Origin of the sequence: Streptomyces antioxidans (assembly GCF_000968685.2) — a bacterium.
GTDB lineage: Bacteria > Actinomycetota > Actinomycetes > Streptomycetales > Streptomycetaceae > Streptomyces > Streptomyces antioxidans.
Map to the genome: position 1 here is coordinate 47249 of NZ_LAKD02000035.1, position 21818 is coordinate 69066.

Annotated in this window: 21 protein-coding genes; 6 read left to right on the top strand and 15 right to left on the bottom strand. The window is 72.2% G+C overall.

Annotated elements, in window-relative coordinates:
* Positions 1-32 precede the first annotated feature (32 nt).
* The 3 genes from VT50_RS41170 to VT50_RS15290 all read left to right on the top strand — a co-directional run bounded on the left by VT50_RS41170 (position 33) and on the right by VT50_RS15290 (position 1160).
* Positions 33-122 carry a putative leader peptide gene (locus VT50_RS41170; protein WP_309471148.1) on the top strand — a complete coding sequence of 30 codons (90 nt, stop codon included), beginning with the start codon at positions 33-35 and terminating at the stop codon, positions 120-122.
* A 62-nt stretch (positions 123-184) separates the two neighbouring features.
* Positions 185-760, top strand: a complete 576-nt coding sequence (locus VT50_RS15285) for a cupin domain-containing protein (RefSeq protein WP_075200426.1) — start codon at positions 185-187, stop codon at positions 758-760.
* 4 nt (positions 761-764) lie between these two features.
* A complete protein-coding gene (locus VT50_RS15290; protein WP_046087844.1) occupies positions 765-1160 on the top strand; it encodes a rhodanese-like domain-containing protein in 396 nt (131 codons plus the stop codon).
* A gap of 109 nt (positions 1161-1269) precedes the next feature.
* Here VT50_RS15290 and recX read toward each other — a convergent pair whose 3' ends face one another.
* From recX to VT50_RS15310, 4 genes are all read right to left on the bottom strand, one after another.
* Positions 1270-1881: a recombination regulator RecX gene (recX, locus tag VT50_RS15295; protein ID WP_046087843.1), complete on the bottom strand. Its 612-nt coding sequence runs from the start codon at positions 1879-1881 to the stop codon at positions 1270-1272.
* A gap of 3 nt (positions 1882-1884) precedes the next feature.
* The gene (gene recA, locus VT50_RS15300) at positions 1885-3024 is read right to left on the bottom strand and encodes a recombinase RecA (protein ID WP_046087842.1); all 1140 of its coding nucleotides are present in this window, start codon (positions 3022-3024) and stop codon (positions 1885-1887) included.
* Positions 3025-3159: 135 nt separating this feature from the next.
* Complete coding sequence (locus tag VT50_RS15305; RefSeq protein ID WP_075200425.1) at positions 3160-4377, bottom strand: AI-2E family transporter; 1218 nt, start codon at positions 4375-4377, stop codon at positions 3160-3162.
* Between the two features lie 80 nt (positions 4378-4457).
* Entirely contained in the window at positions 4458-4652 is a 195-nt protein-coding gene (locus VT50_RS15310) for a DUF3046 domain-containing protein (protein ID WP_046087841.1), read from the bottom strand.
* A gap of 79 nt (positions 4653-4731) precedes the next feature.
* On the opposite strand from VT50_RS15310, the gene VT50_RS15315 reads away from it, so the two are divergent.
* The gene (locus tag VT50_RS15315) at positions 4732-5718 is read left to right on the top strand and encodes a hypothetical protein (protein ID WP_046087840.1); all 987 of its coding nucleotides are present in this window, start codon (positions 4732-4734) and stop codon (positions 5716-5718) included.
* Between the two features lie 20 nt (positions 5719-5738).
* On the opposite strand, the gene VT50_RS15320 is transcribed toward VT50_RS15315, so the two are convergent.
* From VT50_RS15320 to VT50_RS15330, 3 genes are read right to left on the bottom strand one after another with little or no spacing between them, the layout of a single operon-like run.
* Complete coding sequence (locus VT50_RS15320; protein ID WP_046087839.1) at positions 5739-6041, bottom strand: AzlD domain-containing protein; 303 nt, start codon at positions 6039-6041, stop codon at positions 5739-5741.
* Positions 6038-6778: an AzlC family ABC transporter permease gene (locus VT50_RS15325; RefSeq protein ID WP_046087838.1), complete on the bottom strand. Its 741-nt coding sequence runs from the start codon at positions 6776-6778 to the stop codon at positions 6038-6040. The genes VT50_RS15320 and VT50_RS15325 overlap by 4 nt, the downstream gene beginning before the upstream one ends.
* Position 6779: 1 nt before the next feature.
* Positions 6780-7631: an AraC family transcriptional regulator gene (locus VT50_RS15330; protein ID WP_046087837.1), complete on the bottom strand. Its 852-nt coding sequence runs from the start codon at positions 7629-7631 to the stop codon at positions 6780-6782.
* Positions 7632-7713: 82 nt separating this feature from the next.
* Between VT50_RS15330 and VT50_RS15335 the strand changes: the two genes are divergently transcribed.
* Positions 7714-12477 carry an ATP-dependent helicase gene (locus VT50_RS15335; RefSeq protein WP_046087836.1) on the top strand — a complete coding sequence of 1588 codons (4764 nt, stop codon included), beginning with the start codon at positions 7714-7716 and terminating at the stop codon, positions 12475-12477.
* Positions 12478-12625: 148 nt separating this feature from the next.
* Entirely contained in the window at positions 12626-13432 is an 807-nt protein-coding gene (locus VT50_RS15340; RefSeq protein ID WP_046087862.1) for an Fpg/Nei family DNA glycosylase, read from the top strand.
* On the opposite strand, the gene VT50_RS15345 is transcribed toward VT50_RS15340, so the two are convergent.
* From VT50_RS15345 to VT50_RS15380, 8 genes are all read right to left on the bottom strand, one after another.
* On the bottom strand, positions 13366-13668 hold the full coding sequence (locus VT50_RS15345; protein ID WP_046087835.1) for a hypothetical protein: 303 nt from the start codon (positions 13666-13668) through the stop codon (positions 13366-13368). The two genes, VT50_RS15340 and VT50_RS15345, sit on opposite strands and share 67 nt — an antisense overlap.
* A gap of 299 nt (positions 13669-13967) precedes the next feature.
* Positions 13968-14450, bottom strand: coding sequence for a Dps family protein (locus tag VT50_RS15350; protein WP_046087834.1), 483 nt, complete (start codon positions 14448-14450; stop codon positions 13968-13970).
* Between the two features lie 145 nt (positions 14451-14595).
* Complete coding sequence (locus tag VT50_RS15355) at positions 14596-14982, bottom strand: helix-turn-helix domain-containing protein (RefSeq protein ID WP_020868033.1); 387 nt, start codon at positions 14980-14982, stop codon at positions 14596-14598.
* Positions 14983-15091: 109 nt separating this feature from the next.
* Positions 15092-15610 carry a CinA family protein gene (locus VT50_RS15360; RefSeq protein WP_046087833.1) on the bottom strand — a complete coding sequence of 173 codons (519 nt, stop codon included), beginning with the start codon at positions 15608-15610 and terminating at the stop codon, positions 15092-15094.
* Positions 15607-16242, bottom strand: a complete 636-nt coding sequence (gene pgsA / locus VT50_RS15365; RefSeq protein WP_046087832.1) for a CDP-diacylglycerol--glycerol-3-phosphate 3-phosphatidyltransferase — start codon at positions 16240-16242, stop codon at positions 15607-15609. Before pgsA ends, VT50_RS15360 begins: the two co-directional genes overlap by 4 nt.
* Complete coding sequence (gene rimO, locus VT50_RS15370; protein ID WP_075200424.1) at positions 16239-17735, bottom strand: 30S ribosomal protein S12 methylthiotransferase RimO; 1497 nt, start codon at positions 17733-17735, stop codon at positions 16239-16241. The genes pgsA and rimO overlap by 4 nt, the downstream gene beginning before the upstream one ends.
* Before the next feature lie 63 nt (positions 17736-17798).
* Positions 17799-18629, bottom strand: a complete 831-nt coding sequence (locus VT50_RS15375) for a helix-turn-helix domain-containing protein (protein ID WP_046087830.1) — start codon at positions 18627-18629, stop codon at positions 17799-17801.
* A gap of 189 nt (positions 18630-18818) precedes the next feature.
* Positions 18819-21662: a DNA translocase FtsK gene (locus VT50_RS15380; protein ID WP_046087829.1), complete on the bottom strand. Its 2844-nt coding sequence runs from the start codon at positions 21660-21662 to the stop codon at positions 18819-18821.
* Positions 21663-21818: the final 156 nt, after the last annotated feature.

Here is a 21818-nt window from a genome sequence, read left to right on the forward strand (position 1 = left end):
CTTCCTTTCCGGCACATGATTCACTTCGCAGCGTGACTGACACCTGCTTGCCTCGCTTCTGGCGGAGGGTCCATCTGGACCTGGTCCGCTACGCGGGCTGTGTCTGTCGTCCGTCCTGCTGATCCACCTCATTTCCCGCGTGGCACGGCCGCGCTCCTTTCGTGATCATTCAGGACGGTTCTCTGTGCCCGACGTACGCACTTCCCCCTCCAGTCCCGCGCGCTCCTCCGCAGACATCATCACGGCTCCCGGAGCCGGTCCCGCTGCCCCGCCCAGCGCCGCGGAACTGCTCGACTTCGCCCGCCGGGCCGCCGCCGACACCGAGCTCGTCGCCTCGCTGCCGCTCGATCCGGAGGGCCGCACCTGGCTGCGCCTCGACGGGCCGGGCGGCAGCGAGGCCTGGCTGATCGGCTGGCCTCCGGGCACCGGCACCGGCTGGCACGACCACGGCGGCTCCCATGGCGCCTTCGTCTCGGCCTCGGGCGAGCTCAATGAGCAGTCACTCGCCGCGCGTCTGCCCACCGAGGGCTGGAAGACCCTGGAGCTGGCCGACGGTGTGGACCGCGAGCGGCGGCTGGCCGCCGGGCAGGGCCGGGCCTTCGGGGCACATCATGTGCATGAGGTGATCAACCCCTCCGACACCGAGCATGCGGTGTCGGTGCACGCCTACTATCCGCCGCTGCCGCTGATGCGTCGCTACAGCCGCACCGGTCAGACACTACGGCTGGAGCAGGTCGAGCGGCCCGAGGAGTGGGGATAACGCCATGGGCACGACCAACACGACCAAGCGGAGTGTGGACGAGCTGCTGGCCGAGGCCCGCGAAGAGCTCGTTCGGGTGGAGCCGCTGGAGGCCGCTGCCGCGCAGGCCGAGGGCGCGTTGCTGGTGGACATCCGGTACGCGGCGCTGCGGGAGCGTGACGGCACCATCCCGGGGGCGCTGATCGTCGAGCGGAACGAGCTGGAGTGGCGGCTGGACCCGCAGTGCGACCACCGGCTGCCCGAGGCCACCGACCACGATCTGCGGGTCGTGGTGGTGTGCAACGAGGGCTATGCGTCCAGCTTCGCCGCGGTCTCGCTGCGCCAGCTGGGGCTGACGCGGGCGACCGATCTGACCGGCGGCTTCCAGGCGTGGCGCGCGGCGGGCCTCCCAGTGAGGTGAGGGACCGCCCCCGCCTCCACAGCCTCTAGACGGAGCCGCTGCCCCTCTCTCGAGACGGAGCCCCTGACCCTCGTAAGGTCGCTGGGCCCCTCAGGAGCCACTAGGGCCCTCAGAGGTCCGGAAGGTGACGCTCCAGCAGTTCCGGATCCTCCCCCTCCTCCTCCAGCGCGCGCCGCACCACCCGCAGTGCCAGCCCCTCGGCGTAGCCCTTGCGGGCCAGCATCCCGGCGAGACGGCGCATCCGCTTCTCCCGGTCCAGGCCACGGGTGGCCCTCAGCTTGCGGTCGACCAGCTCGCGCGCGGTCTGCTCCTCCTGGTCGGCGTCGAGCTGTCCCACGGCGTCGTCGATCAGGGTGGATGCCACGCCCTTGGTGCGCAGCTCACGGGCGAGCGCCCGCCGGGCGAGCCCCCGGCTATGGTGGCGGGACTCCACCCACGCCTCCGCGAACGCCGCGTCGTCGATCAATCCGACGTCCTCGAACCGGGACAGCACCTCCTGTGCCGCGTCATCGGGGATGCCGCGGGCGCGCAGCGCGTCCACGAGCTGCTTACGGGTGCGCGGAGTCCCGGTGAGCAGGCGCAGACAGATCGCCCGCGCCTGCTCCTCCGGGCCCGGCGGCGGCCCCTGCTCGGCCCTCGACGAGGAGGGGGCGCCGCTGTCCGGACGGTCCGGGCTCTCGGGACGGCCTGGGCCGTCCGGCCATTCGGTCCGCCGCGTCATGGATCAGCTCTTGGCCGCGGCGGTCTTGGCCGCCTTCGCCCCGGACTTGGCCGCCGGGGCGGCCACGGCCTTCGCCGGCGCGGCGGCGGCCACGCCCGCACCACCCGCCGCGTCCGTGGCGGGCTCCGCGGTGGCCGGGTCCTGGGGCTTCACCCCGATGCCGAGCTTTTCCTTGATCTTCTTCTCGATCTCATTGGCGAGATCGGGGTTGTCCTTCAGGAAGTTGCGGGCGTTCTCCTTGCCCTGGCCGAGCTGGTCGCCCTCGTAGGTGTACCAGGCCCCGGACTTGCGGACGAAGCCGTGCTCCACGCCCATGTCGATCAGGCCGCCCTCGCGGCTGATGCCCTGCCCGTAGAGGATGTCGAACTCGGCCTGCTTGAAGGGCGGCGCGACCTTGTTCTTGACGACCTTGCAGCGGGTGCGGTTACCGACCGCGTCGGTGCCGTCCTTAAGGGTCTCGATGCGACGGATGTCGATGCGGACCGAGGCATAGAACTTCAGCGCCCGGCCACCGGTCGTGGTCTCCGGGGAGCCGAACATGACGCCGATCTTCTCGCGCAGCTGGTTGATGAAGATCGCGGTGGTCTTGGACTGGTTCAGCGCGCTGGTGATCTTGCGGAGCGCCTGGCTCATCAGCCGGGCCTGGAGACCGACGTGGGAGTCGCCCATCTCACCCTCGATCTCCGCGCGCGGCACCAGGGCGGCGACGGAGTCGATGACGATGAGGTCGAGGGCGCCGGAGCGGACCAGCATGTCCACGATCTCGAGCGCCTGCTCGCCGTTGTCCGGCTGGGACAGGATCAGCGAGTCAGTGTCCACGCCGAGCTTCTGCGCGTAGTCCGGGTCGAGGGCGTGCTCCGCGTCCACGAAGGCGACCGTGCCACCCGTCCGCTGGGCGTTTGCCACCGCGTGCAGGGTGAGGGTCGTCTTACCCGAGGACTCCGGGCCGTAGACCTCGACCACCCGGCCGCGCGGCAGACCGCCGACGCCGAGGGCGACGTCGAGGGCGGTCGATCCGGTGGGGATGACCTCGATGGGGTCGTTCGGCCGGTCGCCCATGCGCATCACGGCGCCCTTGCCGAATTGCCGTTCAATCTGTGCGAGCGCGGCGTCGAGCGCCTTCTCGCGGTCGGTTCCTGCCATGGGTCCCACCCGGTTTGCTTGAGTCGATCGCTTCACGTCCAAGACGCTAGCGCCTGCCACTGACAAGCGGCCCTGTCGTCCTCGGCCTGTGGATAACTGCCGGACCTCCATCAGAATGGATGTTCGATTTTTGTGTCAACCACCACGCCGTACCAGCGCGGCGCGAATCCGCGCGAGGGCCGAGGCCCCGCGCCGCCGCGTGCGCCCGTGCACCCGCGGATCGTCGGTCACGTCGTAGCGCTTGATGTACGCGCCGAGGAACGCCTGGAGCGTCGCGGTCGCCGGAATCGCGATCAGCGCGCCCACCGCGCCCAGCAGCGCGGTGCCCGCTATCACCGACCCGAAGGAGACGGCCGGATGGATGTCCACCGTCCTGGCGGTGATCCTCGGCTGCAGCAGGTAGTTCTCGAACTGCTGGTAGATCACGACGAAGATCAGGACCCACAGCGCGTACCAGGGCTCGATGGTGAACGCGATCAGCATCGGCAGGGCCCCGGCCAGGTAGGTGCCGATGGTCGGGATGAACTGCGAGATCAGCCCCACCCAGACGGCGAGCGCCGGGGCGTAGGGCACCCCCAGGGCCTCCAGCAGGACGTAGTGGGCGACACCGGAGATCAGGGCCATCAGCCCACGGGAGTAGATGTAGCCGCCGGTCTTGGCGACGGCGATCTCCCAGGCGCGCAACACCTCGACCTGCCGGGTCGGCGGAAGCACCGAGCACAGGGCGCGGCGCAGCCGGGGGCCGTCGGCGGCGAAGTAGAAGGCGAACAGGGCCACCGTCAGCGTCTTGAACAACCCGCCGAGCACCTGTGCGGAGACGTCCAGCACATTGTTGGCGCTGTTCTTGACGTAGCTCTGGAGCCAGTCGGAGTGCAGCAGGCTGTCCTGGATCTCCAGACGCGACAGATGCGTATGGAATGTGTCGTTGATCCAGCTGACCACGTCATCCAGGTACTTCGGGAATTCCTGGACCATGGTGATGATCTGGTCGGCGAGCATCGAGCCGAGCAGGGTGAAGAAGCCCGCGGTGCCGACGAGGATGGCGAGGAAGACCAGCCCGGTCGCCAGCCCCCGGCGCATACCGCGGGCGGCCATCCGGTCCACGGCCGGTTCGATCGCGAGCGCCAGGAAGAACGCGATCAGGATGTTCAGCAACAGCCCGGTCAGCTGGTCGAAGGCCCAGCTCGCAAGGCGGTAACAGGCCACCAGCGCGAGTGCGAGGACCATGGCGCGGGGCAGCCAGCGCGGCATGCGCGCGGCGGGTTGCGGGGATTCCGAGGAGGCCCGAGCGGCGCTCGGGTTGTCGTCGGTGTCGGAGGAATCGGAGGAAAGGGTCTCTTCGGTCGGGGCCACGGGAGCAAGTGTGGCGTACACCGGTCGAAGAAATCCGGCCACCCCGGGAAGCTGATGGGCCCGGGGCGCCCGGAGACCGCTCAGCGCCTGCTCTCGGGGATCTCCATCGCGGCGCAGACCCCGCGCCAGACGTCCTTGGCCTCCCAGCCCTCCCTCAGCGCCTCGTGCACCGTACGGCCGCCGAGTTGCGACATCACGTGATCGCGCGCGAAGGAGTCGGCGTACGCCTCGCCGAAGTGATTCGCCATTCGCTGCCAGAAGTCCGTCAACCGCATGCGCCCAGTATCGCGCTCCCGGGGGTGCACCGGTGCGTGAGCCCCCTACGGACCGTGCCCCGCGGCCTACGGTCTGTCCATGGATCGATCCGCAAGCCTCCCCTCCTCACCGTCGTCACCCTCCTTGCCGACGCCCGAACCCGCCGAATCGGCCCGGGCCTCCGCGCTCTCCCGTGCCGAGCGGTTCGTCTGGCTGACCGCCCGCGTGCTGGAGCAGCGCAGATTCGCGTATCACTTCCTGGGCGGCGGCGCCGAGGCGGTCGAGACCGCGCTGACCGCCCATCTGGGGACCGACGGGGGCTACGGCCATGCGCTGGATCCGGATCTGCGCGGCCCGGTGAGCCAGCCGCCGCATGCCGTGCACGCCTTACGGGTGCTCGACGGGATCGGTCGGTGCGGCGGGCAGCGGGTGGAGCGCCTGTGCCGCTATCTGACGTCCGTGTCCACCCCGGACGGCGCGCTGCCCGTCTGCCACCCCTCGCCGCACGGCTATCCGGCGGCCCCCTGGGTCCCTGCGGCGGACGAGCCGCGCGGTGATCTGCTGACCACCGGACCGGTGGTGGGGCTGCTGCACCGCAATGAGGTGTGGCATGCGTGGCTGTTCCGGGCCACGGACTTCTGCTGGGCGGCGGTCACCGCCCTGGCGGAGGGCGGCGCGGCGGCGCGTCCGTACGAGGTCGCCGCCGCCGTCGCCTTCCTCGACGGGGTGCCGGACCGGGCCCGCGCCGAGGCGGCGGCCGAGCGGCTGGGCCGCCGGGTGCGGGAGGAGCGGCTGATCCTGCCGCACCCGGCCTCCGGGCCCGCCGAGGAACACCCCTCGGCGCCGGGGCCCTGTGCGCCCCTCCAGGTGCACGACATCGCCCGTACGCCCGGCTCAGCGGCGCGCCGGTGGTTCACCGACGCCGAGGTGGAGCGGTCCCTGGACGCTCTCGTGGCCGCACAGCAGGAGGACGGCGGCTGGCCAGCGCCCCGGCGTGGGTGGACGCCGGGGGCGACGTTGGAGTGGCGGTCGGTGGCGACCGTAGAGGCGCTGCTGACGCTGCGGGCCTACGGACGGCGGATCTGAGCGTCGGGTGCCCGCGGCGGTCACAGGGCCCGGACGCCGGCCGTGACGACGACGGCCACGGCGACCACCACCAGGAAGGGGGCGCGGAGCACCAGCGCGAGCGCCGCCGCCCCCAGCCCGGCCGCCCTCGCGTCCAGCAGGAGGTGGTGGCCGTCGCTGAAGGTCTGCTGGGCGGTGAGCGCGGCCAGCAGGGCCACGGGCAGCAACGCGGAGAGTCGCCGGACCAGTGGGCGCTCCAGGACTCCGGCGGGCACCGAGAGGCCGAGCAGCTTGACCAGATAGCAGCCCGCGGCGGTGACGCCGATGGCGATCCAGGTGGTCATCGGCGCTCACCCGAATTTGCGCCGCGCGCTCTGCGCCCGTGCACCGTAAGGACGACGGGCGCGGCGAGCGCCGCCGCCAGGACCGGGACCCCTGCGGGCAGCACCGGCTGGCACAGCAGCACCAGCAGGACGCCGAGACCGGCCACGGCCCGTTCGACGGTGCCGCTGAGCATGGGGGCCAGCAGGGCGAGGAAGACGGCGGGTCCGGCGGCGTCCAGCCCCCAGGCGTCGGTGTCGCCGAGCGCGGACGCGCCCAGGGCGCCGATCAGCGTGGTGAGGTTCCACAGGACGTACAGCGTCAGTCCGGCGACGGTGAAGCCGAGGCGCGCGGTGCGCCGGTCGGGCTGGGCGAGGGCGACGGCCGAGGTCTCGTCGATGACCCACTGGGCCGCCAGGGGGCGCACCGCGCGCGGCAGTCCGAGGAGGCCGGACAGCCGCAGTCCGTAGAAGGCGTTGCGCACCCCGAGGAAGAACGCCCCGGCGGCCGCGGTGAACGGACTGCCGCCCGCCGCCAGCGCGCCCACGAGGGCGAACTGAGACGCCCCGGTGAAGACCAGCAGGCTGAGCGCGCAGGTCTGCAGCAGTCCGAGCCCGGCGCCCGCCGACGTCACTCCGAAGGCGAATCCGGAGAGCCCGACCGCGACGCCGACGCCCAGGGCGTCACGGACGACGGCCGAGTCCGTCGGGGGCGCGGCCGGGTCGGTTCCTGTCTCTATCTGTTCTGACACGGCGTGCACGTTAGGAAAGCGTTTCGGCTTCGGTCTTGTACGTTCTTGCGCGCTCTCGTCGGTAGGCGCCCGGTGGCACCCCCACGATGCGGGTGAAGTGACGGTTCAGATGGGACTGGTCGGTGAAGCCGACGGCGACGGCCGCCTCGGCGGGCGCCGTCCCCGCGTCCAGCAGCCGCCGGGCCCGGCGGACCCGGGCGTCGGTGAGCCAGGTGTGCGGCGGCATCCCGTAGACCGCGCGGAAGGCGCGCAGGAGGGCGAACGGACCGGTGCCCACCTCGGCCGCCAGCAGCTCCAGGGACGGCGGGTCCGCCATCCGCTCATCGAGGATCGCGCGGGCGCGCGCCGCCGTTCGCGCACCCGCGGTGCGCGCCGTGCGCTCGGGGAGCGGGCCGCCGTGGTCGCGCAGCAGCCGGGCCAGCGCGATGCGCAGCAGGCTGTCGGCGGCGAGCGCGTTGCCCTCCTCGGCGGCCCGGTGCACCGCGGTGACCAGCCGCGCTCCCTGGGGATCGTCGACGGTGGGGATCCGGAATCCGGCCGTGCCCCGGAGCGTGGTCGTCTCGGCGGCTATTCCGGCGACCACGTCCGCGGCCGGGTACAGCACGCTGTACGCCCATCCCTCGGGTGCCCCGGCCCGTCCGGTGTGCGGCACCTCGGGGTTGATGAGCGCGAGGCCGCCGGGCCCGGTGCGCTCGATGGCGCCGCGGTGGTGGAACTCCTCGACGCCCTCGGTGATCGCGGCGATCACGAAGGTCTCGTGGGTGTGCCAGACGAAGGTCTTGTCGATGTAGCGGGCACGCAGCAGATCGACGCCCGGAAGCTGGGGGTACCGCCAGTGCCGCGCGCTCTCCCGGTTGGCCATGGCACCATTGTGCGCCCCCGCCCGGGCCCCCTCTGACCTGCGGCTCCGTCCATTGTCAGTGGTGCGGTGCACGATGGAGGGCATGGCAGGCTCGGCGCTCGACGGATTCTCCCCGGCCACCCGCGGATGGTTCACGGGTGCCTTCACCGCGCCCACGCCCGCGCAGGAGGGCGCGTGGCGGGCGATCGGCGCGGGCTCGGACGTCCTGGTCGTCGCCCCCACCGGCTCGGGCAAGACCCTGGCGGCCTTCCTGGCCGCCCTGGACAGGCTGGCCGGTGAGCCGCCGCCCGCCGAGGCGAAGAAGCGCTGCCGGGTGCTCTACGTCTCCCCGCTGAAGGCCCTTGCGGTGGACGTCGAGCGCAATCTGCGCAGCCCGCTGACCGGCATCCGCCAAGAAGCGGTCCGGCTGGGCATGCCCGAGCCGGAGATCCGGGTGGGCACCCGCTCCGGCGACACCCCGGCCGCCGAGCGCCGCGCTCTGGCCACCCGCCCGCCGGACATCCTCATCACCACCCCCGAGTCGCTGTTCCTGATGCTCACCTCCGCCACCCGGGAGGCGCTGCGCGGAGTGGAGACCGTGATCCTGGACGAGGTCCACGCCGTCGCGGGCACAAAGCGGGGCGCCCACCTCGCGCTGTCCCTGGAGCGCCTGGACGAGCTGCTTGAGCGCCCCGCCCGGCGCATCGGCCTGTCCGCGACCGTGCGGCCCGTGGACGAGGTGGCGCGGTTCCTGTCGCCGCGGCGCAGGGTGGAGATCGTCCAGCCGCCGTCGGGCAAGGAGTTCGACCTGTCGGTGGTCGTGCCCGTGGAGGACCTGGGCGAGCTGGGCGGAGCCCCCGCCCAGGAGGGCGAGGCGGGCGAGCGGCCGTCGATCTGGCCCCATGTGGAGGAGCGGATCACCGATCTGGTCCAGGCCCACCGCTCCACCATCGTCTTCGCCAACTCCCGCCGGCTGGCCGAGCGGCTGTGCAACCGGCTGAATGAGATCGCCTATGAGCGGGCCACCGGTGAGGCCATGCCCGAGGACCACTCCCCGGCCGAGGTGATGGCCGAGGCCGGTGCGGCCCGGGGCGCGCCCGCGCTGCTGGCCCGCGCGCACCACGGCTCGGTGTCCAAGGAACAGCGGGCGCTGGTCGAGGAGGACCTCAAGGCCGGGCGCCTGCCCGCCGTCGTCGCCACCTCCAGCCTGGAGCTCGGCATCGACATGGGCGCGGTGGACCTCGTCGTCCAGGTCGAGTCGCCGCCGTCGGTGGCCTCGGGCCTGCAGCGGGTGGGCCGGGCGGGCCACCAGGTGGGCGCCATCTCCACCGGTGTCGTCTTCCCCAAGTACCGCGGCGATCTGGTGCAGGCCGCGGTGGTCACCGAGCGGATGCGCGAGGGCGCCATCGAGTCGCTGCGGGTGCCCGCCAACCCGCTGGACGTGCTCGCCCAGCAGCTGATCGCCATGACCTCCATGGGCACCTGGGACGTGGACGAGCTGCTGGCGCTCATCCGCCGCGCAGCGCCGTTCGCCTCCCTCCCGGAGTCGGCGTACACCTCGGTCCTCGACATGCTCGCGGGCCGCTACCCCTCAGACGCCTTCGCGGAGCTGCGGCCGCGCCTGGTGTGGGACCGCGTCGCCCATACGGTCACCGGCCGCCCGGGGGCGCAGCGGCTCGCGGTGACCTCCGGCGGCACCATCCCCGACCGCGGGCTCTTCGGCGTGTTCCTGGCGGGTGCTGACCCCAAGAAGGGCGGCGGGAGAGTCGGCGAGCTCGACGAGGAGATGGTCTACGAGTCGCGGGTGGGCGATGTGTTCACCCTGGGCACCACCTCATGGCGGATCGAGGACATCACCCGCGACCGGGTCCTGGTCTCCCCCGCCCCCGGCGTCCCCGGCCGACTGCCCTTCTGGAAGGGCGACCAGCTCGGCCGCCCCCTGGAGCTGGGCCGCGCCCTGGGCGCCTTCCTGCGCGAGGTGGGCGCGCTGCAGCCGGAGGACGCCCGGCTGCGGCTGCTGGCCGCCGGTCTGGACGCCTGGGCCGCGGAGAACGTCATCGGGCATCTGGACGAGCAGCGCCGCGCCTGCGGGCACGTACCGGACGACCGCACGATCGTGGTGGAGCGGTTCCGCGACGAGCTGGGCGACTGGCGTGTGGTGGTCCACTCCCCCTTCGGCGCGCAGGTCCACGCCCCCTGGGCGCTCGCCCTGGGCGCCCGCCTCTCCGAGCGGTACGGCATCGACGCCCAGGTCATGCACGCCGACGACGGCATCGTGCTGCGGCTGCCCGACGCCGATCTCATGGGCCTCGACCTCCTCGACGCGGACCCGACACACCAGGGCGTGGAGTACGACGCCGAGCAGTCCCCGGTGGGCGCGGCCGATGTCGCGTTCGACAAGGGCGAGATCAACCAGATCGTCACCGACCAGGTCGGCGGCTCGGCACTGTTCGCCTCCCGGTTCCGCGAATGCGCGGCCCGCGCCCTGCTGCTGCCCCGCCGCGACCCCGGCAGGCGCACCCCGCTGTGGCAGCAGCGCCAGCGTGCCGCGCACCTCCTCCAGGTGGCGAGCGAGTTCGGCTCCTTCCCGATCGTCCTCGAGGCGGTCCGCGAATGCCTCCAGGACGTCTTCGACGTCCCCGGCCTCACCGAGCTGATGGGCGACATCGAGGCCCGCCGGGTCCGGCTGGTGGAGGTGACCACCCCCGAGCCGTCCCCCTTCGCCCGCTCGCTGCTCTTCGGCTATGTGGCGCAGTTCCTCTACGAGGGCGACTCCCCGCTCGCCGAGCGCCGCGCCGCCGCCCTCTCCCTCGACTCGCGGCTGCTGGCCGAGCTCCTGGGCCAGGCCGAGCTGCGCGAGCTGCTTGACGCCGATGTCCTCACCGAGCTGGAGCAGGAGCTCCAGTGGCTCACCGAGGACCGCCGGATCAAGGACGCCGAGGGAGTGGCCGACGCCTTGCGGGTGCTCGGCCCGCTCACCGCCGCCGAGCTGGCCGAGCGCGGTGCCGAGCCCGGGTGGGCCGAGGACCTGGCCGGGGCCCGGCGCGCCATCCGGGTCCGGATCGCGGGCGAGGACCACTGGGCCGCGGTGGAGGACGCGGGGCGGCTGCGGGACGCGCTCGGCACGGCTCTGCCGGTGGGCGTCCCCGAGGCGTTCACCGAGCCGGTCAAGGACCCCCTCGGCGATCTCCTGGCCCGTTACGCCCGCACCCACGGACCGTTCACCTCCGCCCAGGGCGCCGTCCGCTTCGGCCTCGGCGCGGCCGTCACCGAAGGCGCCCTGCACCGGCTCGCCGCGAGCGGCCGCGTCGTCCAGGGCGAATTCCGCCCACCCGTCACCCACCACCACCCTTCTGACGATGCGCTTCGCGCCGCCTCTTCCGTCACCCACCACCACCCTTCTGACGATGCGCTTCGCGCCGCCTCGTTCTTGGACACGGGCCAGGAGTGGTGCGACGCGGCGGTGCTGCGCCGCCTGCGGCGCCGCTCCCTGGCGGCGCTGCGCCATGAGCTGGAGCCCGTGCCGCCCTCGGCGCTCGCCGCCTTCCTCCCCCAGTGGCAGCATCTGGGCACCCACAGCCTGCGCGGTATCGACGGCCTGGTGCGTGCGATCGAGCAGCTCCAGGGCGCGCCCGTCCCCGCCTCCGCCCTGGAGAAGCTGGTCCTGCCGTCCCGGGTGAGCGACTACACCCCCACGATGCTCGACGAGCTCAGCGCCTCCGGTGAGGTCGTCTGGGCCGGTGCGGGCGCGCTGCCGGGCAAGGACGGCTGGGTCACCCTGCATTTGGCCGACACCGCCCCGCTGCTGCTGCACACCCCGCACCCCCTCGAGGCGGGCCCGCTCCACCAGGCCGTCCTTAATGCCCTGACCGGGGGATACGGGCTGTTCTTCCGCCAGATCGCCGAGCAGGCCCGCGCGGCCGGGCACGAGTTCCTGGATCCCGAGCTCGCCGAGGCCCTGTGGGACCTGGTCTGGGCGGGCCGGGTCACCGGTGACACCCTCGCCCCGCTGCGCTCCCTGCTGGGCTCGGGCCGTACGGCGGGCTCCACGGCCCACCGCGCCAAGCGCACGGTCCCCCGGGGGCGCTATGGCGGCCTTACGGGCCGCACCGGCCGACCCACGGCGTCGCGCAGCGGCCCGCCCACCGTCGCCGGGCGCTGGTCCCTGCTGCCGGAGCGGGAGCCCGAGCCCACCCACCGCGCCCACGCCCTGGCGCGCACCCTGCTCGACCGGCACGGCGTGGTGACCCGCGGAGCGGTCGCCGCCGAAGGGGTCGAGGGCGGCTTCTCCGCCGCCTACCGGGTGCTGTCCGCGTTCGAGGAGTCCGGCCAGGCGCGCCGCGGCTATGTGATCGAGGGGCTGGGCGCAGCCCAGTTCGCGATGGACGGCGCGGTGGACCGGCTGCGCGCGGTCAGCACGGCCCGCGACCGTGCGGCGGCCCCCGCCTTCGACGGACAGCGCGGGCAGTCCCGGCGCGCCTTCGTGCTCGCCTCGGCCGACCCCGCCAACGCCTATGGGGCCGCTCTCCCCTGGCCCGACCCGCCCGAGGGCGCGGGCCACCGGCCGGGCCGCAAGGCGGGAGCGATGGTGGTGCTCGTCGACGGGGAACTGACGCTCTACATGGAGCGGGGCGGCAAGACCCTGCTCGCCTGGCCCTCGGGCGAGGCCGAGGCCGCGTCCCCGGAGGACGACGCCCGGCTGTGGACGGCGGTCGAGGCGCTGGCCGAGTCCGCCCGCGCGGGCGCGCTCGGCTCCGTCACCGTCGAGCGCGTCAACGGCGCCCCGGCGCTCTCGTCGCCCATGGGCAAGCTCCTGGAATCGGCGGGCTTCCACCCGACCCCGCGGGGCCTCCGCCTGCGCCCATGATCAACAACCGTCATCTGCGCCGCCGAACAACAACCGCCGCGCCTCTGAACTACGACCGCCTCCCCACGCCTCTGGACACGGCCTCCGCCCCCGTCCCCCGATCACCGGACGCTCCCGCCTGCCCGTGCCCACCGGCATCATGGGTGGCATGCCCGAAGGAGACACCGTCTGGCAGACCGCTCAGCGCCTGCACCGGGCCCTCGCGGGGTCCCCGCTCATCCGCAGCGACCTGCGCGTCCCCCGTCTGGCGACCGCCGACCTCACCGGGCGCCAGGTCCTCGAGGTGGTCCCGCGCGGCAAGCATCTGCTGACCCGTGTCGAGGGCGGGCTGACCCTCCACTCCCATTTGCGGATGGACGGCTCCTGGCAGGTGTACGGGCCGGACGAGCGCTGGCGCGGCGGCCCGCACCACCAGATCCGGGCCATCCTCGCCACCGCCGCCCACACCGCCGTCGGCTACCGCCTGCCCGTCCTGGAACTGCTCCGCACCGGCGACGAGGACCGCGTCGTCGGCCATCTCGGCCCCGATCTCCTCGGCCCCGACTGGGATCCGGACGAGGCGCTGCGCCGACTGCTCTCCGATCCCTCCCGGCCCCTGGGCGAAGCGCTGCTCGACCAGCGGAACCTCGCCGGGATCGGCAATGTCTACAAGTCCGAGCTGTGCTTCCTGCTGCGCGTATCGCCCTGGCTGCCGATCGGCGAGGTGGCCTCCCCCGAGCGCCTGGTGGCACACGCCAAGAAGCTCCTGGAGGCCAACAGGAACCGGCGCGCCCGGATCACCACGGCCGAGTCGCGCCGCGACCGCAGGCTATGGGTGTACGGGCGCCCGGGGCGGCCCTGTCTGCGCTGCGGTACGCCGGTGCGCACCGCAGAGCAGGGGCACACGGGTCAGGAGCGCTCGACCTTCTGGTGCCCGAGCTGCCAGGCGGGGCCACCGGGACCGGAGCCGTCCTGATGCGGGGGGCCTCCCCGGCGGCGGGCGCCGCCCCTGCTGGACGACGGACCGCAGTGCACCGGCAGCAGGCTCAGCCCCCAGCCGCCGACGGCTAACGCCCCCTCGACCGGCCCGGCCTCCCCCGGCTGCACCGCAAGCCGCAGCACGGACCACCACCAGACGCCGCCCAGAGCGAGCGCGAGCACCCATCGGACCGGCCTGAGGCCCTGGGTGTCGGCCCCTCCGAGGGCTGCCATGGCTGCCTCCTTCGGCGACGCTCAGCGCTCCGCGGGAAGTGGCGCGAGGTGCGGTCGTTCATCCGCGGCCGCGTCGTGGCTGGTCGCGCGGTTCCCGCGCCCCTTCGGGGCACGACAGAAGCGCACCGGACTTCAGTGAGGCCGCTTAGCCGCCTGTTCGCACACGGCGGGCGGGCGCGCAGGAGGCAGGTCAGCGCGTGTTGGTCACGCGCACTCCCCTCAGTTTGCCCAGCCGGGCGATACGGCGCACCCAGAGCGAGCCACCAGGCCGGAACGAGGCGGCCTCAGCCCGCCCGGGCCTAGCCGCGATGGCCGCCGTTCTCGGCCTGGAACATCCAGTGGTGCTTCTCCAGGTCACGAGTGAGCTCGATGAAAATGTCCTGGGTCACCGGGTCCGGCTCGTCGGTCGCCCTGATGCGCTCCCGCATCCGCCCGATCACCGCTCCGAGGGCGTCCACGAGCGTCCGGACGGCCTGCGCGTCATCGGTCCAGCCATCCTTGACCGCGGCGACGCCGCTCGTCGCGGCGACCGTCTGGGCCCGTCCGTCCGGCGGCACCCCGAGCGCAGAGGCCCGCTCCGCCACTGTGTCGGCATACTCCCTGGTCGACGCCACGACCTCGTCGAGCTGCAGATGAACCGTGCGGAATCGCGGGCCCACGACGGTCCAGTGGATCTGCTTGCCCACCAGGTGGAGGTCGACGAGATCGACGAGGGCGCCCTGCAGCGCATCGGCGACGATCTTGAGGTGCTCCTCAAGCAGCGGGCTCTTCACCACAGACATCCACTTTCCTCCTATTCGACCGTTTGGCCCCTCTTCATTGCCTCTCTCCCTCTGGGGTGACCCGAATACGGCCGGACAAACATCGAGGCCCCGACCGGTATGGCTACCGGTCGGGGCCTCGGAGAGCTGGCTTCTCTCAGCGTTCTCAGGCCGCCACCACGTCCACGGCTTCCTTGGGCGTCTTGATGGTCACCCGCTCCTCCGGAACGCCCGTCACGGACGTCACGGACACGGGGTTGAGCACGGGCCGCATGGGCGCCGGCACCTTCTCGGTGGTGGAAGCGGCCGACTCGGCCAGCTCGGCGAGCGACAGCTCGTCGCTGACCTCGCGCATGACCTGCGACATCCGTACCTCCAGGGCGTCGCAGATGGCCGACAGCAGCTCGGACGAGGCTTCCTTCTGGCCGCGCTCGACCTCTGACAGATAGCCGAGCGACACCCGGGCGGAGGAGGAAACCTCGCGCAGAGTACGGCCCTGGCGCTGGCGCTGCCGGCGCAGCACGTCACCCAGCAGGCGACGGAGCAGAATCATCGCTGGCTCCCTCCTCGGACCTCGGATCCGGATCCTTCACGCCCCACCGTACCGCCTCCGGCTGTGCCCGTGCGGGGAGCGATGTCGTGTTCACTCAGGGCTGCAAACATCAAATCTCGTCGTGTTGTTCCGTATCCTTTGCCCCTGCCACCGCGATCAATTCGCTGAACAGCAGCTTGACCGCGGCATGAACGGTCTGGCCGCGGATTCCGGCGCGGTCTCCTTCGAGCCGCAGCGCCGCCGCTGCCACCGCGTCCGAGGGCCCCGCGACGGCCACATGAACGGTGCCCACGGGCTGGCCGTCCTGTGGTGTGGGACCCGCCACACCGGTGGTGGCCACGCCCCAGTCCGCGCCCAGCGCACGCCGTACGCCCCGGGCCATCTGCCGCGCCACCTCGGCGTCGACCGCGCCGCGCTCGGCCAGCAGGACCCCGTCCACGCCCAGCACCTCGCGCTTGAGGTCGGTGGCGTACGCCGTCACCGAGCCCCGGAAGGAGCGGGAGGCGCCGTCCACCGAGGTCAGCTCGGCGGCCACCAGACCGCCGGTGAGCGATTCGGCGGCGGCCAGGGTCTGCCCGCGCCGCTCCAGCAGCGCCAGCACATCGGCCGCCGTCCCGCCGTCGCTCACCGCGTGGCCTCCTCCGTCATCCGTCCCGCCCGGCGCAGCACGACCGCCTGCCGGACGTAGTCGAGGCCGGTGACCACGGTCAGGACGACGGCCACGGCCATCACCCAGAACCGCAGCGAGGCCAGCGGTCCGGTCAGCGCCAGGATGTACATCCCGACGGCGGTGCCCTGCGCGAGCGTCTTCATCTTTCCGCCCCGGCTGGCCGGGATGACCCCGATCCGGATCACCCAGAACCGCATCACTGTGATTCCAATCTCACGGAAGAGGATCACCCCCGTCACCCACCAGGGGAGGTCGGACAGCGCCGACAGACAGATCAGCGCCGCGCCCATGATCGCCTTGTCGGCGATCGGGTCGGCGATCTTCCCAAAGTCGGTGACCAGGTTGTATCGCCGGGCCAGCTGACCGTCGAAGAGATCGGTAATCATGGCGATGGCGAACGCCGCCCAGGCGAAGGAGCGCCACGCCGGGTCATACCCGCCATTGTGCAGCATCAACAACACGAACCCGGGCACCAACAACAGCCGCACCATGGTCAGGATGTTGGCGATGTTCCACAAACCGGCGGGCCTGACCGTGGCCGTGGCCGGCCGGCGGTGGCCTCCCGCGGCGGAGGCCGGGACATCCGTCATCTGGCCGCCTCCCCTGTGGACGCGCCGCCGCCCTGCCGCTCCAGCGGCTCAAGCGGCTCCGCGACGAGGTCCACTCCCTCCGTCGCGATCACCTTCGCTTCGACCATACGGCCCGTCTCCGGCTCTCCGTCGGTGCGCAGCAGCGTCTGGCCATCGGTTTCCGGCGCCTGGTGGGCGCCGCGGCCCAGGACCGCCCCGGTGTCGTCGATCTCCTCCACCAGGACCTCCACGACTTCGCCGAGCCGCTCCTCCGCCCGCTGGGCGGTCAGCTCCTCCGCGAGCCGCGAGACGCGCTCCAGGCGCTCCGCGACCACCTCCGGATCGACCTTGTCCTCGTAACCGGCGGCCTCGGTGCCGTCCTCGTCCGAGTACCCGAAGACGCCGATCGCGTCCAGCCGCGCCGCACTGAGGAAACGCTCCAGCTCGGCGAGGTCCTCCTCGGTCTCGCCGGGGAAGCCGACGATGAAGTTGGAGCGGGCACCGGCCTGCGGCGCCTTGCCTCTGATCGTCTCCAGCAGCTCAAGGAACCGGTCGGTGTCGCCGAAGCGGCGCATGGCGCGCAGCACCCCGGGCGCCGAGTGCTGGAAGGACAGGTCGAAGTACGGCGCGACCTTCTCGGTCGAGGTGAGCACGTCGATCAGCCCGGGGCGCATCTCGGCGGGCTGCAGATAGCTGACCCGGATCCGCTCGATGCCGTCCACCGCGGCCAGCTCCGGCAGCAGCGTCTCCAGCAGCCGGATGTCCCCGAGGTCCTTGCCGTACGAGGTGTTGTTCTCCGAGACCAGCATGATCTCCTTCACCCCCTGCCCGGCCAGCCAGCGGGTCTCGCCCAGCACATCGGAGGGGCGGCGGGAGATGAAGGAGCCCCGGAAGGACGGGATGGCGCAGAACGAGCACCGCCGGTCGCAGCCGGAGGCCAGCTTCACCGAGGCGACCGGGCTGGTGTCCAGTCTGCGCCGCAGCGGGGCCCGCGGCCCGGAGGCCGGGGCCACCCCCTCGGGCAGGTCCTCGGGCGCGGTGTCCTGGGCGTGGCCGGGGAGCGCCACCGAGGTGGCGTCCTGGCGCTCGGCGGGGCTGATCGGCAGCAGCTTGCGGCGGTCGCGCGGGGTGTGGGAGGCGTGGATGCCGCCGGAGAGGATGGTCTGGAGGCGGCCGGAGATATCGGCGTAGTCGTCGAAACCGAGCACCCCGTCGGCCTCGGGCAGCGCCTCGGCGAGCTCCTTGCCGTACCGCTCGGCCATGCAGCCGACGGCCACCACGGCCTGGGTGCGGCCGTGGTCCTTCAGATCGTTCGCCTCCAGCAGGGCGTCGACCGAGTCCTTCTTGGCGGCCTCGACGAAGCCACAGGTGTTGACGACGGCGACGTCCGCGTCGGCGGCTTCCTCGACGAGCTCCCAGCCGTCCGCCGCCAAGCGGCCTGCGAGCTCCTCCGAGTCCACCTCGTTACGGGCGCAGCCAAGAGTGACAAGGGCGACGGTGCGGCGTTCGGGCATGGGCTCACACTACTTTGTCCCCACGACACCCCTCGCTGCCAGGGCTGCCGATCTTCGCGCGGCTCAGCCCGCCTCGGGGTCTCCCCTGGTGTAGCTCAGCCGCTGGACGGCCCCGCTGGTGCCCACGTTCTTCACTTCCTTGCCGTTCACGAACAGCTTGATCGCCCCGGCGTTGCCCAGCACCAGGTCGACGCGCCTGCTGTCGCTGAAGGTCTTGGAGTCGCCCTCGCGCAGCACACCCTCCTCGATCAGCCGGCCGTTGTGGTCCTGGGCGGAGATCCAGCTCTGGCCGCCCTCGGCGGTCAGTTTGACGGTGACCTTGTCCGCCGGGACGCCCGCGATGGCGCTGTCGGACGGGTCGGGCTTGTGCGGGGCGGCGGGCTTGGAGGGGGCGGCGCTGTTGGTGGGCGCGGAGGCGCTGGGCTTGGGCGAGGCGGTGTCCTCGGCGACGCTCGAGCCATCGCCGCCGCCACCCCTGGCCAGGGTGAAGCCCACGAATCCGACGACGGCGACGATGGCCGCGACCATGGCGGCCGTCCAGTTGGGGCGCCGGGGGTCGGGGCGGATGCGCTCGGCCTCGAACAGCGGCGCCGGCGCGGTCGGCGAGGGCCGGCCGCCGTGCTCGGCGTCGAACCGCGCGATCAGGGACTCCGGATCGAGGCCCACGGCGCGCGCGAGCACCCGGATGTGCCCCCGGGCGTAGACATCGCCGCCGCAGCGCGAGAAATCGTCCTGCTCGATGCCCCGCACGATGGGGGTGCGCACCCTGGTCGAGGAACTGACCTCGTCGACGGTCAGCCCAGCGGAGATACGGGCCTGCTGGAGGGCGCGACCGATGGAAGGGCGGTCGTCTTCGGGGGAGTTGCCGTCTTCGGGAAGGTTGCCGATGGACACGGGGGCGCCTTTCGAGCGTGAGCCACCTGCTGGGGGTTCAGTCTAGGGGTGGGGCGAAAGGGTCGGGCAAGCGGGAGGACGGAGTTTGTCCGCCATCGGGATTGCCGTTCGGTCACGATGCCGGGATCTCACTCCGCCACCTCCCTCAACTTGACGTTTCGGTAGGGGAAACGGTTGCCCGCCCAACCCTTATGAGTGAGCCTTACCGCGGATGACGTCGAGCACGCCATCCAATTCATCCGGCTTGACGAGCACATCGCGCGCCTTGGATCCCTCGCTCGGGCCGACGATGTTCCGGGACTCCATGAGATCCATCAGCCGCCCCGCCTTGGCGAAACCCACCCGCAGCTTGCGCTGAAGCATCGACGTCGAGCCGAACTGGGTGGAAACCACCAGCTCAGCGGCCTGACAGAGCAGATCGAGATCATCGCCGATCTCCTCGTCGATCTCCTTCTTCTTCGACGACCCGACCGTCACGTCATCGCGGAAGACCGGCGCCATCTGCTCCTTACAGTGCGCGACGATCGCCTCGACCTCGGATTCGGTGACATACGCGCCCTGCATCCGGGTGGGCTTGTTCGCGCCCATCGGCAGGAAGAGCCCGTCGCCCTTGCCGATCAGCTTCTCGGCTCCGGGCTGGTCCAGGATGACGCGGCTGTCGGCCAGCGAGGACGTGGCGAAGGCGAGCCGTGAGGGCACATTGGCCTTGATCAGACCGGTGACGACGTCCACGGAGGGCCGCTGGGTGGCCAGCACCAGGTGGATTCCGGCCGCGCGCGCCAGCTGGGTGATCCGCACGATCGAGTCCTCGACGTCCCGCGGCGCGACCATCATCAAATCGGCCAGCTCATCGACGATCACCAGCAGATACGGATAGGGCCTGAGCTCACGCTCGCTCCCCTCAGGCTCCTTCACCTTCCCGTTGCGGACGGCCGCGTTGAAGTCGTCGATATGGCGGAAGCCATAGGCCGCGAGGTCGTCATAGCGGAGATCCATCTCCCGCACGACCCACTGAAGCGCCTCGGCGGCGCGCTTGGGGTTGGTGATGATCGGTGTGATCAGGTGCGGGATGCCCTCGTAGGCGGTCAGCTCCACCCGCTTGGGGTCGACCAGCACCATCCGCACATCGTCCGGTGTGGCCCGGACCATGATCGATGTGATCAGGCAGTTGATGCAGGACGACTTGCCGGAACCGGTCGCGCCCGCCACCAGCACATGCGGCATGGTGGCCAGATTGGCCGCCACATAGCCGCCCTCGACGTCCTTGCCCAGCCCGACGAGCATCGGGTGGTCATCGCCGACGGAGTCCGCAGAGCGCAGCACGTCGCCCAGGTTGACCATCTCGCGGTCGCTGTTGGGGATTTCGATGCCGACGGCCGACTTGCCGGGGATCGGGCTGATGATGCGCACATCGGGGCTGGCGACCGCGTAGGCGATGTTCTTGGTCAGCGCCGTGATCCGCTCGACCTTGACGGCCGGGCCCAGCTCCACCTCGTAGCGGGTGACCGTCGGGCCGCGGGTGAAGCCGGTGACGGCGGCGTCCACCTTGAACTCCGTGAACACCTTCGTCAGCGAGTCCACGACCGCGTCGTTGGCCGCGCTGCGGGTCTTTCCGGGGCCGCCGCGCTCCAGCAGCTCCAGCGAGGGCAGCGCATACGTGATGTCTCCGGACAGCTGAAGCTGCTCGGCGCGCGGCGGCAGCGGCTCACCGGACTCGGCCGCGGAGCGGGTGAGATCGGGGACCTGGCCCGAGTCCTCCTCGTCGGCTCCGTCCGGATGGCCCTTCCCGGCCGCCGCCCTGCCCTTGGCGCCCTTCCCGGCGGCCTCTCCGGACTCCTTGTCGGCATCTCGCGCGCCCGGCACCCCGCCGCTCGCGGCTCCGTCCCCGCGCTCGCCAGAAAGCCCGTTGCTCAACCCGGCGACCAGCGGCGAGGGCTGCACCCCGTGCAGCACGGCCCCGTCCAGTGAGGCGGCGGCCGCGGCCGCCACGTCCACCGCGTCCAAGGGCCGGTCGAACGGCGGTTGGGTGGACGACGGGCGGCGCGAGCGCCGGCGCTTGCGCAGCGCCTCCTCCTCGGCCCGCTCCGGGCCTCCGGCGCCGTCCGGGTCCCCTTTTGCGAGCGAGGTTCTGCGAGGCCGTCTGGCGGGCGTCTCGCGCCATTCGTCGGCGTACTCCGCCGCGTCGTCCCCGGCGCCGAGCGCGTACCCGTCCTCGCGGTCCCGCACCAGGCCGAGCCGGACGCCCAGCTGCCGCAGCCGCTGCGGAATGGCGGCGACCGGCGTCGCCGTGACCACCAGCAGTCCGAAGACGGTGAGCAGCACCAGCAGCGGTACGGCCAGCACGTCGCCCATCAGATAGATCAGCGGCCGGGAGACGGCCCAGCCGATCAGACCGCCCGCGTCCTGTATCGCCTCGGTGCCCTGGCCGCGCCCGGGGGATCCGCAGGCGATGTGCACCTGCCCCAGGACGCCGATGACGAGCGCCGAGAGCCCGATGACGATCCGCCCGTTGGCCTCCGGCCGCTCCGGGTGGAGGATCAGCCGGACGGCGACGGTGCCCAGCAGTATCGGCACCACCAGGTCGAGCCGCCCGAAGGCGCCGGTGATCAGCATCTCGACCAGCCTGCCGACCGGCCCGTCGAGATTGGACCAGGTGCCCGCCGCGACGATCAGGGCGAGGGCGAACAGCAGCAGGGCGCTGCCGTCCTTACGGTGGGCCGGGTCGAGTCCCTTGGCGCCGCGTCCTATGCCCCGGAACAGCGCCGCGAGGCCGCGCGCCATGCCCATCCACACGGCGCGCACGATGCGGAACACACCGCTGGTGGGATTGGGGGCGGGTGAGGGAGCCGCCTTCGCCGCCGCCTTCTTCGACGCGGCCTTCTTCGCGGGCGCCGCGGACTTCCTTGCGGGTGCCTTCTTCGCGGGCGCCTTCTTGGCGGCAGCCTTCTTCGCCGCGCCTCCGGACTGCCCGGCGCGCTTCTTCGAGGTGCCCGCCGTGCTCTGGGAACCCTTGCCGGACGTACGAGAGGCCATGGAGGGGAGGTTACCCGCGTCCGCCGTACGGAGCACGCATGGCGGGGGTATCAGGCACCACTGACGTCACACCGGTCCGCCGCGCCGACGAGGCGGTGAGACGGCCGTGACGGCGGGTCAAAGCGCGGGTGAGCGGTCGGCGATGAGCAACCGGCG

Bases quoted from the DNA above. Each gene is read 5' to 3' on its own strand.
- VT50_RS15290 (WP_046087844.1), top strand. From the start codon at position 765: ATGGGCACGACCAACACGACCAAGCGGAGTGTGGACGAGCTGCTGGCC.
- recX (WP_046087843.1), bottom strand. From the start codon at position 1,881: ATGACGCGGCGGACCGAATGGCCGGACGGCCCAGGCCGTCCCGAGAGC.
- recA (WP_046087842.1), bottom strand. From the start codon at position 3,024: ATGGCAGGAACCGACCGCGAGAAGGCGCTCGACGCCGCGCTCGCACAG.
- VT50_RS15310 (WP_046087841.1), bottom strand. From the start codon at position 4,652: ATGCGGTTGACGGACTTCTGGCAGCGAATGGCGAATCACTTCGGCGAG.
- VT50_RS15315 (WP_046087840.1), top strand. From the start codon at position 4,732: ATGGATCGATCCGCAAGCCTCCCCTCCTCACCGTCGTCACCCTCCTTG.
- VT50_RS15320 (WP_046087839.1), bottom strand. From the start codon at position 6,041: ATGACCACCTGGATCGCCATCGGCGTCACCGCCGCGGGCTGCTATCTG.
- VT50_RS15330 (WP_046087837.1), bottom strand. From the start codon at position 7,631: ATGGCCAACCGGGAGAGCGCGCGGCACTGGCGGTACCCCCAGCTTCCG.
- VT50_RS15335 (WP_046087836.1), top strand. From the start codon at position 7,714: ATGGCAGGCTCGGCGCTCGACGGATTCTCCCCGGCCACCCGCGGATGG.
- VT50_RS15340 (WP_046087862.1), top strand. From the start codon at position 12,626: ATGCCCGAAGGAGACACCGTCTGGCAGACCGCTCAGCGCCTGCACCGG.
- VT50_RS15345 (WP_046087835.1), bottom strand. From the start codon at position 13,668: ATGGCAGCCCTCGGAGGGGCCGACACCCAGGGCCTCAGGCCGGTCCGA.
- VT50_RS15350 (WP_046087834.1), bottom strand. From the start codon at position 14,450: ATGTCTGTGGTGAAGAGCCCGCTGCTTGAGGAGCACCTCAAGATCGTC.
- VT50_RS15355 (WP_020868033.1), bottom strand. From the start codon at position 14,982: ATGATTCTGCTCCGTCGCCTGCTGGGTGACGTGCTGCGCCGGCAGCGC.
- pgsA (WP_046087832.1), bottom strand. From the start codon at position 16,242: ATGACGGATGTCCCGGCCTCCGCCGCGGGAGGCCACCGCCGGCCGGCC.
- rimO (WP_075200424.1), bottom strand. From the start codon at position 17,735: ATGCCCGAACGCCGCACCGTCGCCCTTGTCACTCTTGGCTGCGCCCGT.
- VT50_RS15380 (WP_046087829.1), bottom strand. From the start codon at position 21,662: ATGGCCTCTCGTACGTCCGGCAAGGGTTCCCAGAGCACGGCGGGCACC.